Origin of the sequence: Neokomagataea thailandica NBRC 106555, from assembly GCF_001598495.1 — a bacterium.
Taxonomy (GTDB): domain Bacteria; phylum Pseudomonadota; class Alphaproteobacteria; order Acetobacterales; family Acetobacteraceae; genus Gluconobacter; species Gluconobacter thailandicus_A.
Genome location: NZ_BCZB01000029.1, coordinates 14214 through 29437 on the forward strand (window position 1 = coordinate 14214; position 15224 = coordinate 29437).

Annotated in this window: 15 protein-coding genes; 8 read left to right on the forward strand and 7 right to left on the reverse strand. The window is 54.1% G+C overall.

Features of this window, described 5'->3' with window-relative positions:
• The 7 genes from NTH01S_RS09705 to NTH01S_RS09735 all read right to left on the reverse strand — a co-directional run bounded on the left by NTH01S_RS09705 (position 1) and on the right by NTH01S_RS09735 (position 7671).
• Complete coding sequence (locus NTH01S_RS09705) at positions 1-729, reverse strand: gluconate 2-dehydrogenase subunit 3 family protein (protein ID WP_068173171.1); 729 nt, start codon at positions 727-729, stop codon at positions 1-3.
• 133 nt (positions 730-862) lie between these two features.
• Positions 863-1726 (reverse strand): RodZ family helix-turn-helix domain-containing protein, encoded by an 864-nt coding sequence (locus tag NTH01S_RS09710; RefSeq protein WP_245642330.1) that lies wholly within the window; start codon positions 1724-1726, stop codon positions 863-865.
• Positions 1727-1750: 24 nt separating this feature from the next.
• Positions 1751-2764: a hypothetical protein gene (locus NTH01S_RS09715; protein ID WP_068173172.1), complete on the reverse strand. Its 1014-nt coding sequence runs from the start codon at positions 2762-2764 to the stop codon at positions 1751-1753.
• A complete protein-coding gene (gene hslO, locus NTH01S_RS09720; protein ID WP_068173200.1) occupies positions 2761-3696 on the reverse strand; it encodes an Hsp33 family molecular chaperone HslO in 936 nt (311 codons plus the stop codon). The genes NTH01S_RS09715 and hslO overlap by 4 nt, the downstream gene beginning before the upstream one ends.
• Before the next feature lie 74 nt (positions 3697-3770).
• The gene (argF, locus tag NTH01S_RS09725; protein ID WP_068173175.1) at positions 3771-4748 is read right to left on the reverse strand and encodes an ornithine carbamoyltransferase; all 978 of its coding nucleotides are present in this window, start codon (positions 4746-4748) and stop codon (positions 3771-3773) included.
• The gene (locus NTH01S_RS09730; protein WP_068173178.1) at positions 4736-5941 is read right to left on the reverse strand and encodes an aspartate aminotransferase family protein; all 1206 of its coding nucleotides are present in this window, start codon (positions 5939-5941) and stop codon (positions 4736-4738) included. Before NTH01S_RS09730 ends, argF begins: the two co-directional genes overlap by 13 nt.
• Positions 5942-6096: 155 nt before the next feature.
• Complete coding sequence (locus NTH01S_RS09735) at positions 6097-7671, reverse strand: D-aminopeptidase (protein WP_068173203.1); 1575 nt, start codon at positions 7669-7671, stop codon at positions 6097-6099.
• Between the two features lie 61 nt (positions 7672-7732).
• On the opposite strand from NTH01S_RS09735, the gene NTH01S_RS09740 reads away from it, so the two are divergent.
• From NTH01S_RS09740 to NTH01S_RS09775, 8 genes are all read left to right on the forward strand, one after another.
• Positions 7733-8341: a RecX family transcriptional regulator gene (locus NTH01S_RS09740; RefSeq protein ID WP_068173180.1), complete on the forward strand. Its 609-nt coding sequence runs from the start codon at positions 7733-7735 to the stop codon at positions 8339-8341.
• Positions 8319-8813 carry a CHAP domain-containing protein gene (locus tag NTH01S_RS09745; protein ID WP_370664322.1) on the forward strand — a complete coding sequence of 165 codons (495 nt, stop codon included), beginning with the start codon at positions 8319-8321 and terminating at the stop codon, positions 8811-8813. Before NTH01S_RS09740 ends, NTH01S_RS09745 begins: the two co-directional genes overlap by 23 nt.
• Positions 8814-8912: 99 nt before the next feature.
• Entirely contained in the window at positions 8913-9164 is a 252-nt protein-coding gene (gene tatA / locus NTH01S_RS09750) for a twin-arginine translocase TatA/TatE family subunit (RefSeq protein ID WP_068173185.1), read from the forward strand.
• Between the two features lie 35 nt (positions 9165-9199).
• Positions 9200-9811 carry a methylthioribulose 1-phosphate dehydratase gene (locus NTH01S_RS09755; RefSeq protein WP_068173210.1) on the forward strand — a complete coding sequence of 204 codons (612 nt, stop codon included), beginning with the start codon at positions 9200-9202 and terminating at the stop codon, positions 9809-9811.
• A 7-nt stretch (positions 9812-9818) separates the two neighbouring features.
• On the forward strand, positions 9819-10382 hold the full coding sequence (locus tag NTH01S_RS09760) for a 1,2-dihydroxy-3-keto-5-methylthiopentene dioxygenase (protein WP_068173188.1): 564 nt from the start codon (positions 9819-9821) through the stop codon (positions 10380-10382).
• Positions 10383-10392: 10 nt separating this feature from the next.
• Positions 10393-11076 carry an acireductone synthase gene (mtnC, locus tag NTH01S_RS09765; protein WP_068173190.1) on the forward strand — a complete coding sequence of 228 codons (684 nt, stop codon included), beginning with the start codon at positions 10393-10395 and terminating at the stop codon, positions 11074-11076.
• Between the two features lie 5 nt (positions 11077-11081).
• On the forward strand, positions 11082-12005 hold the full coding sequence (locus NTH01S_RS09770; protein ID WP_068173191.1) for a bifunctional riboflavin kinase/FAD synthetase: 924 nt from the start codon (positions 11082-11084) through the stop codon (positions 12003-12005).
• Between the two features lie 537 nt (positions 12006-12542).
• Complete coding sequence (locus tag NTH01S_RS09775; protein WP_245642336.1) at positions 12543-14948, forward strand: TonB-dependent receptor plug domain-containing protein; 2406 nt, start codon at positions 12543-12545, stop codon at positions 14946-14948.
• Positions 14949-15224: the final 276 nt, after the last annotated feature.

The following is a 15224-nucleotide window of genomic DNA, read 5'->3' on the forward strand; positions in this document are numbered from 1 at the left end:
TTACGCGGTTTGGCCAGAGAGAGAGACGGGCGGTAGAGGGTAGGCTGTGCCTTCCTGATTAACCCAGTCCATGAAGTCAGCGCGGGCACCGGGGAAACCGAGCATGAGCCAGCCGCCGAGATTATGATTTCCGCCATAGAGCGGGTCAGAAAAAGCACCTTCTAGTGTGTTGGTACGTAATTGCTCGAAGAATGTACGGCCCGGGATGGATTCAAGCTGTAAGCTTCCCCCCTCAAGAGCGGTGAGAATAATGTCTTGCGTGGGCGCGGGGAGTGCCGCGAAATTTTTGCCGTATTGTTGGTGAGTGTAGCGTTCAAGAGAGGCAATGCCTTGCCGGTATAATGCGCGCGGGACGAGTGGCAGTTGATACCCTAAATTTGCAGGGCCTTCCTGAAAAGGTGCGCTCATATACCAGTTATCACCGACGCCATAGGGTGTTTGCATTTGACGGTCGATAAATTCGGGAACGCCAAGCTCTGTGGCCCCGGGGCCGTTATGATCTTTGGGAAAAAGTCTTTCAGTTGCCGCCATCAGAAACGCGTATTCTGCTGCGGTAAAAAATTGTGGTGAGTAAGGTGCGGTGGCGGCCTCTCGTGCGAGAGCTCGGGAGATGCCGGCGCTGGGTTGCGTTAACCAAAAAGCCGTTGTGCCCAAAAGAGCGCTGGTGACACTCCGGCGCGGTAACGTAAAGCGGGGTTTCGGGGCAGAAGTTGGGTCAGATTTGACCATGTCGTACTCCGGTCGGGTCGTATGATAAAATGATATGATTATGCAATGACCAGAACGGCCTCTCCAGATCCTTAACCATGTCCCGCTTTATATCACCAGTGAAATGGAGTTCACGAACGTGCGAGCAGGACGATTATTGAGCGTGTGTTGCGTTTGTGGCTGGCAGCTTTAGTACCCCGGCTTTGGGGGAGTGTGATGCTGAGGGGGCAGGGGATACACTGCCCAACCCGGTTGGAAAAATGGCGTCTGGTACGTTGGAGATAGGCGTTTCTATGCTTGCTGGGGAGGTTGGGTGTGTGGGGAGTGTCTGTGCTGCTGTAGAGGGTGTCGTTTGTGGGGTGGGTTGTGCCGTTGATGGCCCTGCGGGGGGCGTTCCGGGGGCTGTCAGGTTTTGTTGTTGAATGCCACCAGAGAGCGGGTTGCCCTCAGCATCTGTAAGCCAATCGGCTAAGCGATGACGTATTTGATATTCGAGCTCTACATTCATGTCCTGCGTCATTTGCTTGGTGAGAGCATCAAGAGCCGCAGGTGAGGATGCGCTTTGGTCTGTTGATGTAAAATGACGTGTGACGCGGGCGTGAACGTAGCCCGTATGTTGATTATGAGCATCAGAGACGTTCAGTTGAATATCCATGGCGCCGTCTAGCGCATCATCAGATGCTTTTTGGAGATAGGCTTGTTTGATGATGAATTGGCCTTGTCCTGCAGCGCCGGTGCTGACGAGGCGCTGTTGAGCAAGGATTTTTAAGGCGGCATCAGGGGGGGTAGGGGCGCGTGCGCTCAAGGTATCTGGCGTTGATATGGCTTGATCTTGAACATTGATTGAGGAGACGTTGAGGTGAAGGGGGGTGAGATAGCTGAAATCGGGGGGGCTAAAATGCTCTGGTTGTGTTTCATCAGCACAGGCGCTGAGGCCGATGAAGGAAAGGCCAAGCATGAGCGCGCGGGATGAATGATTAAGGCGAGTGGAGAGAAAAAGTGAGCGTACCGTCATCATCCATGATCCTTATTGAGAAAATCGTTATAATGTTTTGGGTCGAAAAAGACGTTTTTTGAGGCGTTGGAAAAAGTTATCGTCCGTTTGTTTATGGGGCGTTACGGGTGGGAGGGGCAATACGGGAAGGAAATCTGGCCGAGATTGGGCGGGTGAGCGATGGGTGTCAGGGCGCTCAGCGTGTGGAGAGGTGGTCTGTATCGTTTGTGTTTGAAAACGCACGGTAGACGCACGGCCAACACCAAAGTCTTCGGCCAGAAAAGGGCGGGCTTGTGCAATGGCGGCGGAGTGGTCAGGGTTTTGTGCAAACCATGCCAAGATCCAGTCTGGCAGAAGGGCCGCCAAGGGGGAATCGGAAATGAGCAACCGCCCTCGGGGATAGTAAAAAGAGGGACGCTCTGACGTCTCATTGACGGGCCAGATGAGGTAAAAAACACGTCCGTCATCTGTGTCGTGAAAGCGGTAAGCGGTATGGCTGATGAGGTCTAAGGAAATTTGTGCACGGAGCGGTGCGCCCGAAAAAGGCGATGTGAGGATGAGCGCGCCTGCATTGAGACGTGTCTGTAATAGCGTACTGACCCGCCCTTCCGGGATGAGGTCCCCGTTAGGGCAGGTAAGCGCTTCGCCATTATCGGCATGCCCCGAAGGGATGTGGACCGTATGTTCTGCGTGCTGATCCAGCCATACGGATGCGAGCTCCCGTAAGGCCGCGATGGGGAGGTCACGGCGGAAAAAAGTGGCATCAGCATGAGGAGAGCCGCTTAAGACGCCGTCTGATAAGGGACGAAACAGAGGCTCTAAAGCCGTCAGGAGCGTCTGTTGAGCCTCTGCCGGTAAGGTAAGGGCGTGGCTGCTTTGGTATGCACCGGAAAGCAGCCACCAGCAGGCTTCACGGTTGCTCTGCGTCTCGGTGAACAGCACGACGCTAAGCCCTGCGGCCACATCGTGACGTGATGTCATGTCCCAACCGGGGTAGAGTTGGGTGACGGCCTCACCCTGTAGGGTGATATTGCTGAGGGAGGGCGTGCTGTGAGACGTCATGCAGGGCCTGTTGCACTGAGATTGTCACGGGCGAAGCGGAAGTCATGATTGCAGAATTCGCATTTCATGGTGATCACGCCGTCTTCGGCCATATGGTCAAGGTCATCATCGCTGAAACGCGTGAGGACGTTAACAAGGCGTGAGCGTGAGCATCGGCAAGAATAGGCCAATGCGCGCGGTGCACTGTCTTGAGCATCCAGTGTGCCGAACAAACGATGGACAATATCGTGTGCTGAGAGATTCTCATCAAAGAGCTCATTCTCGCGCAAGGTATCCGCGAAGGCGCATGCTGTTTCCCATGCATCTTCAGCATCATTTTGCTGAGTATCGGCACCGCCGTCAGCAGCAATACGCTCTAGGACCAGAGCGCCAGCTTCCCAACCATTGGGGCCGCGTGTGCAGAACAGCCGGATATGGCAGGCATGTTGCTCACTTGTAGTGAAATAATGCTCAGCCATTTCGGACAGGCTCTGTCCTTTGATTTCGACCACGCCTTGGTGGCGTTCTGTATCCGGGCCTTGATCAATGGTGAAGGCGAGATAGCCTTGGCCGAGTAGTCCCGCAGCATCTTCGGGGAGGGCGCTGGGGTTCGCCTCGTCATCAAGACGTGCGAGGCCACGAATGCCGCCGCTATCCGTGGCATCTGCGAGCAGCATGGACACGGGGCCATCGCCTTTGACTTGTAAAGACAAAGAACCTTGAAATTTCAGCGCGGATGCCATGGCAGCAACGAGCGCGAGTGCTTCGCCATTGAGGCGTGCGACAGCATCAGGGACGTCATGGCGTGATAAAATAGCGTCAGCAAGCGCACCGAGGCGAACAACGCGGCCACGGACCGGCGAGCGCTCAAGGTGGAATGGGACAACCCCTCCAGAGACTACCATGTCAGGGACGTCAGGGCGTGTCGTATCAAGAAAAGGCGGCTTGTTGATCAAAAAAAATTCCTTTCTGGACGCGTAAAGAACGCGATGAAGTCGGTGCGGTTTTGTGCCGCACCGATGGCGTATTAGTCGTGCTCAGCGCCAAGAGCCCAGAGGAGCAGTCCTTTTTGGGAGTGCAGGCGGTTCTCAGCTTCATCGAACACTACGGAAGCAGCGCTTTCAAAGACTTCTTCCGTGACTTCTTCACCTATATGGGCAGGCAAGCAGTGTAAGAACAGAGCCCCCGGTGCAGCTTTTGCCATAAGAGCCGTGTTCACCTGATAGGGCCGTAGAACATTGAGGCGTGTTTCACGGTCACTATCTCCCATGCTGACCCATGTGTCGGTCAAGATCGCATCTGCGCCCGTCACGGCCTCTTCGGGGTTTGTGAAGAGTTCAATGCTGGCACCGTTTTGGCGTGCCCAGTCCACAACGGAGGGGTTGGGGGAGAACCCTTCTGGTGTTGCGATACGAATTTTAAAGTTCAGACGTGCCGCCGCCTCCATAAGGGAAGTGGCCACATTATTGCCATCCCCTACCCATGCCAAGGTTTTGCCCGTGATGGGGCCACGATGTTCTTCAAAGGTCAGAATATCGGCCAAAATTTGGATAGGGTGAGAGACGGGCGTTAAGCCGTTGATAACGGGAACGCTGCTCCACTGGGCCATTTCACGTAGTGCGGCGTCATTGCCGGTGCGTAGGACAATAACGTCGAGAAAACGCGAGAGTACGCGCGCTGTATCGGCGATGCTTTCACCGCGCCCGAGCTGCATGTCTCCTGGTGATAAAACGGTAGTGTTTCCGCCCAACTGTCCCATGCCAACTTCAAAAGAGACGCGTGTCCGTGTTGAAGGTTGCGCGAGGATCAGGCCGAGGCTTCGTCCTTCTAGTGGGCGTGCAGGATGGAGAGGGAGACGGCGGTCAATTTGTTGAGCTTTGACGCGGGCGGCTGTTCTTAGAATGGTCCGTAAAGTTTTTTCGCTATGGTCACGGATATCGAGGAAGTGCCGCAAATTAGACGTCTTCACGATGGGTTTTTGTTCAGCAGGGCTCACGATGCACATTCCTTTTTGGCGTGGGCTTGAAGGGCGGTGAGGGAGTGTGTCGCTGCAATCAAGCGGTCACAGGCGGCGCGGCAGTCGGCCTCTGTGACGATAAGTGGTGGTACGAGGCGGAGGACATTATCCCCCGCAGTAACGGCCAGAAGACCTTGTTGGATGACGGCATTGAGCACATCACCGACAGGTGCTGTGCAGTGTAGCCCCCGCATGAGGCCGAGCCCACGTACGGAATCAAAAATGCCATGAGAGTTTTGGACGACATCGTCCAGCATGGTGCCGAAGGCTGTGCCTATGGTTTCGATGTTTTGGATAAAGCCCGGGCGCAGGATTTCCGTCAGCACACACGTGCCAGCCGCGCAGGCGAGTGGATTGCCGCCAAATGTGGTGCCGTGGGAGCCGGGTGTCATGTGTTGGGCGATTTCTTCGGTGGCGAGTACGGCCCCGAGAGGGAAGCCGCCGCCGATACCTTTCGCGATGGACATGACGTCAGGTTTAATTCCGCTCCATTCATGCGCGAAGAGCTTACCCGTACGGCCGACGCCGGTTTGGACTTCATCTAAGCCCAGATAGAGGCCGAATTCATCACACACGGCGCGGAGCGCTTTCATGAAGTGGATGTCCGCCGTGTTAATTCCGCTTTCACCCTGAATAGGCTCAACGATAATGCCTGCCGTTTCAGGCGTGATCGCGTCACGAAGGGTATTTGTGTTGTTGAATGGGATGTGGTCGAAGCCGTCCACAATGGGGCCAAAGCCCTTTGTGTATGCAGGGTTTCCACCAGCGGCAATCATGGCCAAGGTACGGCCATGAAAAGCGCCGTTAAAGCATAGAATACGGGTCCGTTCAGGATGGCCGTTCTCGAACTGTGCGCGGCGGATCATTTTGACCATGCCTTCATTGGCTTCTGCGCCGGAATTACAAAACAGCACCGAATCGGCAAATGTGTTTTGTACGAGCAAATCGGCCAAATGTTCGGACTGGGGCACGCGGTAAAGATTAGAGACGTGCATGACCTTGCCGGCTTGTTCAGCAATCGTACTGACCAGTTTGGGGTGTGCATGGCCTAATGAGGACACCGCAATGCCAGCGCCGAAATCCATGAATCGTCGTCCATCCGCCGTCTGCAGCCAGATGCCTTGTCCTTGCTCAAAGGCGAGGTCAGCACGGTTGTAGTTGGGCATAAGGGAGGCGATCATGATGGTGATCAATCCTGTTCAAGAGGGTGTGACAGAGTGGAACACGAAAGCCCCGCTCCGGTTCATCCATGGGGGTCCGGGCGGGGCCAACGTATTTCCGTCGCTATTGTGACGTTGGAAAACACGTTCCGTCAAATGCTTCTGTAAGGTTTTGTTTAGGAACGGGTATAAAGGAGATCCCGTGCGAGCCAGCATCCAAGGCGGATCGCTTTCACGTGGCCATGTTCACGTTCGAAGCTGAGGGTCCAGTCACCCGGGGCGGTATGATCTAGCGCGCGGGGGCATGGAAGGAGCCAGAGGTCGTGGGCAAGACGCTGAAGTGGCTCCATTTTTCCGTCTCCCAGCATGCCGGAGAAACCACCATAGATGACCCCGCCATTTGCCGTGATGGATATGCAGGCATTGTCTAATTCATGACAGATATAATCCCCGGTTAATGCTGTAATGTCATGATCTTGAGGGGTGGGGCTGATATCGTCTGCGAGATCTAGATGAGTTGTACGGTTTTCTTTGAGGTGTTCCATGCGCAGGGTGTTGTCTGACAGTTGTTGTAGGCGCACGGCGCCATTTTCGGCCTGTGTGCTCGTGATAGAGGTGAGCGTGTCAGGCAACATGAGGTAACGCAGCCTCAGTGTGTTGTCGTTGGGGTCAATGCGCGCGGAGAGCCCTGTTTCCCGCTCGCGATAGACGCCGGTGAGTTGGCTTTCAATGGTGGCGGTAGGTTGGGCGGGGGGTACGTTAAGAGCGGCCCCTAAAAGTTCGGCCGCAGCATTTTGTGCGGGGGACATGTGGTTAAACATAACCACGATTGACAGTCTTTCAGAGGCAACGTGTAAGCGATGAGAACGCCAGCCCCGTAATGCGCCGCCATGCGCCGTGACCTCTTTTCCGTGCAATGTCAGATGCTGAAGGCCGAAGCCATAAGGGGCTGGTGTGCCATTGGCAAAGGCTATGGGGGCGGAAAGGCGGTTATAGAGGCTGTTGGGGTCGTTACGTGTGGCGTCAATAAAGCGCTCCCATGCGATCATATCATCCAGAGATGCGCCCAACCCTGCATCGCCCGTCCACCAAATGTTATTAATGGCGGGGCGGAAACCTGCTGAGACGGAGCCTTCATAGCCGGTGGTACCATCGGGCATGGCGCGGGTTTCTGCCGCGAGAATGGCGCGCTCCATGCCGGCGGGGTTGAAGATGGAGGACTGTAAAATCTCAGAAAAGCTGCGTCCCGTATAGTCCTGCAAAGCGTCTGAGAGCAGGCGGAAATTTTGATTGACGTAAGAATAGGATGTGCCGGGTTCAAAGTGCAGTGAGCGCGTGCCACGGATAACGCGTTCTGCCTCCCGATCTCCGAAATATCCTTCAATCGGCGCGCCATGCAGCATCGCTACGGCCCAATAATCCCGTAAGCCGGATTGGTTATGAGCCAAATGGTGAGCGTGCGGTGGTTCTTTGAGGAGGGGGAGGCGAGCTGCGATAATGTCATTCAGCGTGGATGGATCTGGTGTGGTGGCCAGCATGGCAGCGCATGTGAATTGTTTTGTGATGGAGCACATACGGAACAGGGTCGCGGGCGTGAAGGGAATGCGGCGCTCCGCATTGGCATAGCCCCAACTATGTCGAGTGATGACTTCGCCACGGTGGATGATGGCAACGGCCCCTCCCGGTCCGGGGTAACGCTGTGGGAGGGAACGAATGGCAGCGTCTAGCGCTGGTGAAAATGATACGCTCATGTCATGACAATACGCGATCTTTGCTTGCCGTAAATGTCCAATCAGTTTCATAATCATGAAAATGATAGAGATACCTGCAGCCCCTGATTTTCGTACGCTGCGTGAGACAGCGCTTGCGCATCTGGCCCGCTTCGCCACAACAGAGCAGGGCTTGAGGCAGATGCTTGAGCGGCGTTTGAGGCGCTGGGGTATGCGTGCGGTTCAAGCGGGTTTGAAGGAAGATGAGCTGGCGGAAAAGCTGGGCGCAATGCGTGGCATGATTGATGATGTCGTGTATGCGATGCGGGCTTTGGGGGCGGTCGATGACCCCGGCTTTGCGCGTATTAAGGCTGCTCATTTGGCGCGGTCTGGGCGTTCGCGCCGGGCTGTTGAAGCGCGTTTGCAGCAAAAAGGTGTGGATGCGGATACAGCACGAGTCGCGCTGGCCTATTCGCTGGGAGAGCGCGGTGAGGCATCAGCAAAAGAGGCGGAGTTGGCCGCCGCGTTGATTTTGGCGCGTAAACGGCGTGTGGGGCCGTTCCAACGAGAGGACCGCCCTCAAGAGGAGCATAACCGTGTGCTTGGGATTTTCGCACGGAATGGCTTTTCACGCGATGTTTCGGAAGTGGCCCTAGCGATGGACCGTTATGATGCGGAGGAGCGCATTATTGCGTTCCGCAACCGCCATTAAAATGGGTATGCTGCGCATGATACGCTGTCGTGCCTTACGGTACGTGCCGGTGTTGTGCGCTGTGATGGTGCTGGCTGGGTGCAGTGGTGGCCGTAGTTTTCACGGAGCTTTGCAGTGTGCGCCCTATGCACGGGCGCAAACCGGTGTGGATTTGCATGGCAATGCCGCAGGGTGGTGGTGGCAAGCGGCAGGGCGTTATGCGCGGGCACATCAGCCGTCATCGGGTGCTATTCTGGTGTTTAAAGCAACATCTCGCATGCCGTATGGGCATGTTTCGGTGGTGAGGCGTGTGTTGTCCAATGATACGATTTTGGTTGATCAGGCAAATTGGGCGCCGGGCAGTATTGATAATGGCGTCCTCGTGAAGGACATCTCCTTCGCGCATGATTGGTCACTTGTGCGCGTTTGGTGGAGCCCCGGTGGGGTTATGGGGTTGCGGCCGAACCCAACCTATGGGTTCATTATCCCGTAAAAACAGTCTGTCGAATACGTTTGAGTATGGCAGAATGCTTGCACAATTGGCCAAGCCTTGCCACATGAGAGAAGCCTTGGCATTTCGGAGTATAAGAACATGGGCGGTATGAGCCCCATTCACTGGGTCATTCTTGCGGTTGTTGTTCTCGTCGTTTTTGGTGGCGGCGGTAAAATTAGTGGCATGATGGGCGACTTTGCGAAGGGTATTAAGTCCTTCAAGAAGAATATGGCTGATGATGAATCAATGGCTTCGTCCAGTGCGTCAACGCCAGAAAGCCCGAGCCATCTGTCTGCGCCTACGGGCGGTGTGCATACGCAGTCGCATGAGACGACGCAAACGCGGGTCTGATGACGTTGAACAGCCGTTTGGAAGAGCATAACGTGATGTCTGATCCCGCATGGGAGCAGGCGCAGGTTGATATTGTGCGTGCTGGCCAGCGTATGGATCAGCGCGGCTGGGTGCCTGCAACCGCCGGGAACATCTCTCGTCGTTTGCCGGATGGGCGGATCGCGATTACTCGCTCAGGGGGGCATAAAGGTTTCCTGAGTGTTGATGACGTCATTGAGATCACGCCGGAAGGGCGTCCGGTGCAGCAAGGCCAGAAAGCCAGTGCTGAGACGCTCTTGCATACGCAGCTTTATGCGCATGACCCGTCTATCGGGGCGGTGCTGCATGGGCACTCTGTGGCCGCTACAGTGCTATCCCGCGATGAAGTACACGATGCGATTACCCTTGAAGGGTATGAGGTCTTAAAAGTGTTTGAAGGGCAGACGACGCATGAGACGTCACTCGCGCTTCCGCTTTTTGCGAATGATCAGGATATTGCGCGTTTGGCAACGGTGGTCGAACCGCATTTATCCAAAATGCCTATGGGTTATTTGATCCGGGGGCATGGTGTGTATGTCTGGGGGCCAGACATGCCAACCGCATTAGCGCGTTTGGAAGGGCTAGAATTCCTTCTCGCGTGCCATCTGGCCCATCTGCAAAAAGGCTAAATGTGTCATGAGTCGTTTGACGGTTTACCGGGATGATGCACCGGGGGCGCTTTTGCTCGATCTTTCTACTCCGGGGGAGATCGCGGAAACGCTGCGCCCGCACAACATTCGTTTTGAGCGTTGGTCAGCGCCGGTCACGCCGGCAAAGGACGCATCTACGGATCAAATTCTTGAAGCCTATCGTCCCTATCTGGATGCGCTGATGGGAGAGACGGGTGCAGGGAGTGCGGATGTGGTGCGGATTAACGCACAGACACCTAACCTGCCCGAATTGCGTAAAAAGTTTTTGTCAGAACATACGCATAGTGAAGATGAAGTACGTTTCTTTGTGCATGGGCAAGGGTCCTTTGTCTTGCATATTAAGGGGCGGGTGTATTCGGTGCTGTGTGAGCAAGGTGATCTGATTTCTGTACCGACGGGCATACCGCATTGGTTTGATGCCGGCTTGACGCCTGATGTTGTGGCTTTGCGTGTCTTTACGGATAAAACCGGTTGGATCGCTGATTATACGGGCGATGATATTGCTGAGCGCTTTCCGGCAAATGTGCCGGGTGTGGCCGCGCAGGCCTGACGGAGACATCATGGTTCGCCTTGTTCTGCTGGATATTGAGGGCACGACCCTACCGATCACCTTCGTGAAGGATGTGATGTTCCCCTATGCCGCGCATGCGCTGCCCACTGTGCTTGAGGATGATGCAGACCCGGTTGTGGTGCAGGCACGTGCGGATATTGAGGCGGCGTTTCCGGGGCGTGCACCATTGGATGTGTGCCGTGATTGGATGGCCCGTGATGAGAAGGCTGCGCCGCTCAAAGCATTACAAGGCGTGGCATGGCGGCAAGGTTTTGCTGATGGGACAATTCGTGCCGATTTGTATCCGGATGTTTTGCCGGTATTGCAGGCTTGGCATGAGGCGGGTTTGCGTCTGGCTGTGTATTCGTCGGGTTCTATTCCATCGCAAAAATTGCTGTATGGGCATACGGTACAAGGGGATGTGACCGGTTTGTTTGAAGGGTTCTATGACCTTTCGACGGGTGGTAAAAAAGACGCTGAGTCCTACCGTAAAATTGCACGCGCTGCGGATGTGGCGCCGCAGGATATTTTATTCTTATCGGATATTGGCGCGGAACTGGATGCTGCTATTGAAGCGGGATATGCTGTGTGCCAGTTGGTTCGTGCGCAGGATGGAACCGTGCCTCATCCAGGCGTGCCTCAGGCGGGAACTCTGGGAGATGTGGCGCAGAATTTTGATCTTCTGGGCGCTTAGGCGGGATGGGCGTTTACACGGATTGGCGGAATATCCCGGCGGAAGCGCGGGGTTCCGTTGCTGCTTTAGGTAATTTTGATGGTGTGCATCAAGGGCATGTGCATGTCCTAAACACGCTAAAGGCGGCCCGGCCTGAGTGCTCTTTAGCTGTTGTCACGTTTGATCCACATCCAAGGGCTTTGTTTCGCCCTCAGGACCCGGCATTTCGTTTGATGTTGCCCTCTGTTCAGGCGCAAGCACTGCATAAGCAGGGGGTGCAGTCGGTTTTTCAACTCGCATTTGATAGTGAATTTTCACGCCTTGGCGCAGAGGCCTTTGTTAATGATGTGCTGATCACGGCATTGGGTGTTCAGCATATTGCCTGTGGCGCTGATTTTGCTTTTGGGCATAGGCGTGAGGGGGATACGGCACGTTTGAAAGAGTTATTGACGGCGCATGGGGTTGGTTTGAGTATTGTGCCGCAATTGACGGATGGAAATGGTCCTATCTCCTCAAGCCGTATTCGGCGTTTGCTGCAAGAGGGGTATCCGGAACGCGCTGCTATGGAGTTGGGGCGTTTGTGGAGCATTGTCGGCCCTGTGGTTCATGGTGATCAGCGAGGCCGGTTATTGGGGTTCCCAACCGCGAATGTTCCGTTGGGGCAGCATATTGAGCCTGCGCGGGGCGTGTATGCTGTGTGGGTGACGTTGCCAGATGGGCGTGTTGTGCCGGGAGTGGCGAATCTGGGACGCCGTCCGACGATTAATGATGGTCGGGAAAGTCGTCTAGAGGTTCATCTTTTCGATTTTTCTGAAAATTTATATGGCCAGACTTTATCGGTCGCGCTGGTTGGGTTGCTGCGTGAAGAGCGCCGTTTTCATGGGTTGGATGAATTGAAGACACAGATTGCAGCCGATGCCGTACAGGCGCGTGACATATTAAAGCTCTGACAAGGTGATTGAGAGGCGAGAGAGATTCTCTTTTGTGGCCTCTGTGGCTGTTGTATTTTAGACACGCGCCCTACGTGATGCGTATGAAAAATATCATGTTGTATGGTCTGTTATGTGTGTTGTTCACGCTAAAAAGTGACATATTTTCTCTCTCTTCAGAAGAGGAGGGCAGAAGGTGTTGGTTTATAAAAATTATTTAAACATCTGAAAAATAACTGCTTTTCGGCTCCTTGTGAGGCCTGAGAGATCTCCCTTGATTGGGCGTGATAAGAGCGGGTAACAGCGCCCAATACGACATAATATGAAATCTATGACAGTTTTATGTTTGTGACTTAAATCGGTAACTTTTGTTGCGTTTTTCATTTTATTAAATCGCATTTCAGAAACGGATATATTTTTGATCTGGAGTTTTTCGTGAAAAAAGTAAAATTGCTTTTGGTCGCGACCTCTGCGTGTACACCGATGCTTTTTGCTGCTGGTGCTTTGGCGCAAGAGACGCAAAAAGCGGCTTCTAAGGCCGCTCCGGTCGCGCATAAAATGAGCAAGCAGCCAGTATCGCGCAATAGTGATACGCAGGAACAGGTGATTGTCACCGGTACGCGTGCGGCTCATGTGAAAGCACGTCAGAGCATTAGCCCGATTACGCTGATTTCTGCGGCAACGCTCGCGCGTTCGGGTGAACTCAATGTGTCAAATGCGCTGACACGTATCTATCCGTCTATCACGATGAGTACGCGCGGTTCCAACACGAACTCGCTCGTTGCGTCTATTCAGATGCGCGGTTTGAACCCGAATGAAACGCTGGTGTTGATTGATGGCAAGCGCCGTCATACGACGGCAAACATTGTGCAGAAGCCCGGACCGCAATTTGCGTCTTCCGGTGTGGATCTGAACATGATCCCCGGCAACATGATCGATCATATCGAAGTGTTGGAAGACGGTGCTGCGGCGATGTACGGCTCAGACGCGATTGCCGGCGTTGTGAACATCATCACCAAGAAGAAAGATCATGGTGTGTCGCTGACGGCACAGACGGGTGCCAATGCTTATAATGGTGATGGCTGGCAGTATCAGCTTGATGCAGATGGTGGCTTGAAGCTGGGTACTGATGGTTATGTGCATTTGGGTGCACAGCTTTATCATACGGATCACATGATTGCGTGGGGCCCTGACCATGCTCTTTTGGGCTACTGGCCAGACGGTGCGGATACGTCAAAGTATTTTGTAAAGCCGGGTGTTAACCAGTCATGGAAGGGCCGTCAGACCGACTATGTCAGTTCACCGGAAGAAACACGCGAGAATTTGGGTATTGATTTTGCGAAACCTTTGACGGAAGGCGTTGAGCTCTACGGTCAAAGTACGCTGGCTTACCGCCATGCTGAAATGCAGGCTTATAAGTCACCTTATGTAAATACGACGTATTTCCCAGACGGTATCCGCTCGGTTACGGGGAATGATGAATTGGATTATGCGGCATCACTTGGTTTGCGTGGGCATAATCTGTTCGGCTTTGATTGGGATCTTTCCACGGTTTACGGTGGCGATAATTCCCGCATTAGCATTAAGGGTGTGTATAACCCCGGCATGGTCAAGGCGGGGCTGACTTCCCCGACCAAGTTCTGGGATTACACACAGAAGAACGCGCAATGGACCAATAACCTTGACCTGCGCCGTGCTTTCACGGTTGGCTCCTTTTTGCCGGTTAATTTGGCAATGGGTGGTGAGCATCGTCTGGACTCTTATCAGATTGTTTCGGGTAACCCAGAATCTTACCTCTATGGTGGTCCGATCGAACATACGGGTATTCCGCCGCAATCTGCGGGTAAGTGGTACCGTAACGTTTATGCCGCCTATATTGATGCGACGTTGCACCCAACGCAGAAGCTGCAAATCGATTTGGCTGGGCGTTATGAGTACTACACCGATACGCAAAACACCGAGAACGGCAAGATTTCTGCCCGTTATGACGTGACATCACGTTTTGCGTTGCGCGGTACGATCAGCAACGGGTTCCGTGCGCCGACCTTGCAGGAATCGCATTTCAGCCGTCTGAACACCTTTGCTGGTACGGGCAGTGTTGCGGGGCAGTTGCCGGTTGAATCGGCGGGTGCGCGCTCTTTGGGGGCAACCTCTTTGCGCCCAGAGCGCTCCACAAATGCGAGTGCTGGTTTCACGGCTGAGCCTGTGACGGGCCTGCATGTTGAGGCGGATGTTTATCAGATCAATCTGCGTGACCGGATCGTGCAAGGTGGTACGGTGAAGGGGATGCCAGCTTTGGCTGCGCTGCAGTCCTTCGGCTTTGACATTTCCCCAACGGCGAGCAATGCCGCGAATTCTTCCGCCTATTATATCTCCAATGGTGCTTCGACACGTACGCAGGGGATGGATGTGAAGGCAGATTACCTCGTGCGGATGCATGAGTATGGTAATTTGAACCTGAGCGCTGCGTTGAATTTGAACCGTACGCGTTTGCATCATAACGGGATCGATACGCTGGGTCGGCCATTGTTGAATGAGCAGGTTATTTCGTATTTGACGACGGCAACGCCACGCAGCAAGTTGATCTTGAATGCGCTGTGGACGGTCGGAAAATGGGACGTTAACGTGCGTCAGAGCCGTTATGGTGAGACAACGTCTATGATGACATATCAGGATTGGACGCCTGCCTCAGCAACCTGCTCCAAGGGTGGTGCGCTGCGTTATTCGAACTCTTGCTTTGGACAGTTCAAAAATACGCCACGTTGGTTGACGGATCTTGAGATTGGCTACCGTGTGACGGACAGCATTCATGCTTCTGTTGGTGCGAATAACATCTTCAATGTTCGCCCACGTCGCCTGCCAGGTCAGTTCGTACAGGCTGGTAACACCATGTATGATCAGTTCTCCGGTCAGGTGCCGTTTATGGGTGCTTACTACTTTGGTCGTGTGAACGCATCGTTCTAAGTTGCGCGTTTTGCACGTAGGAAAGCCCCTTCCGATTGGAGGGGGCTTTTTTTATGCCCGGATTTGGAGATGCTTTCGGGGGGGTAGGTTGTGTGATGGAGGGGGAGGCGTTGGGGGCTGTTCTCTCTTCTTTTTCTGAAGAAAAAGAAGCAAAAAGACTTTTGAAAATTTGGGCTAATACGGGTTTTAGGCCTGTAAACCTTTTTCGATCTTAGATATTGGCTAGACGTTTTTTGGGTAAAAAAGAACAACCACAACACCAAAAAAACTGACGTG

Coding starts and splice junctions, on each gene's coding strand:
- NTH01S_RS09705 (WP_068173171.1), bottom strand. CDS start 729: ATGGTCAAATCTGACCCAACTTCTGCCCCGAAACCCCGCTTTACGTTA.
- NTH01S_RS09710 (WP_245642330.1), bottom strand. CDS start 1,726: ATGATGACGGTACGCTCACTTTTTCTCTCCACTCGCCTTAATCATTCA.
- NTH01S_RS09715 (WP_068173172.1), bottom strand. CDS start 2,764: ATGACGTCTCACAGCACGCCCTCCCTCAGCAATATCACCCTACAGGGT.
- argF (WP_068173175.1), bottom strand. CDS start 4,748: ATGTGCATCGTGAGCCCTGCTGAACAAAAACCCATCGTGAAGACGTCT.
- NTH01S_RS09730 (WP_068173178.1), bottom strand. CDS start 5,941: ATGATCGCCTCCCTTATGCCCAACTACAACCGTGCTGACCTCGCCTTT.
- NTH01S_RS09735 (WP_068173203.1), bottom strand. CDS start 7,671: ATGAGCGTATCATTTTCACCAGCGCTAGACGCTGCCATTCGTTCCCTC.
- NTH01S_RS09740 (WP_068173180.1), top strand. CDS start 7,733: ATGATAGAGATACCTGCAGCCCCTGATTTTCGTACGCTGCGTGAGACA.
- tatA (WP_068173185.1), top strand. CDS start 8,913: ATGGGCGGTATGAGCCCCATTCACTGGGTCATTCTTGCGGTTGTTGTT.
- NTH01S_RS09755 (WP_068173210.1), top strand. CDS start 9,200: ATGTCTGATCCCGCATGGGAGCAGGCGCAGGTTGATATTGTGCGTGCT.
- NTH01S_RS09760 (WP_068173188.1), top strand. CDS start 9,819: ATGAGTCGTTTGACGGTTTACCGGGATGATGCACCGGGGGCGCTTTTG.
- mtnC (WP_068173190.1), top strand. CDS start 10,393: ATGGTTCGCCTTGTTCTGCTGGATATTGAGGGCACGACCCTACCGATC.
- NTH01S_RS09770 (WP_068173191.1), top strand. CDS start 11,082: ATGGGCGTTTACACGGATTGGCGGAATATCCCGGCGGAAGCGCGGGGT.
- NTH01S_RS09775 (WP_245642336.1), top strand. CDS start 12,543: ATGAGCAAGCAGCCAGTATCGCGCAATAGTGATACGCAGGAACAGGTG.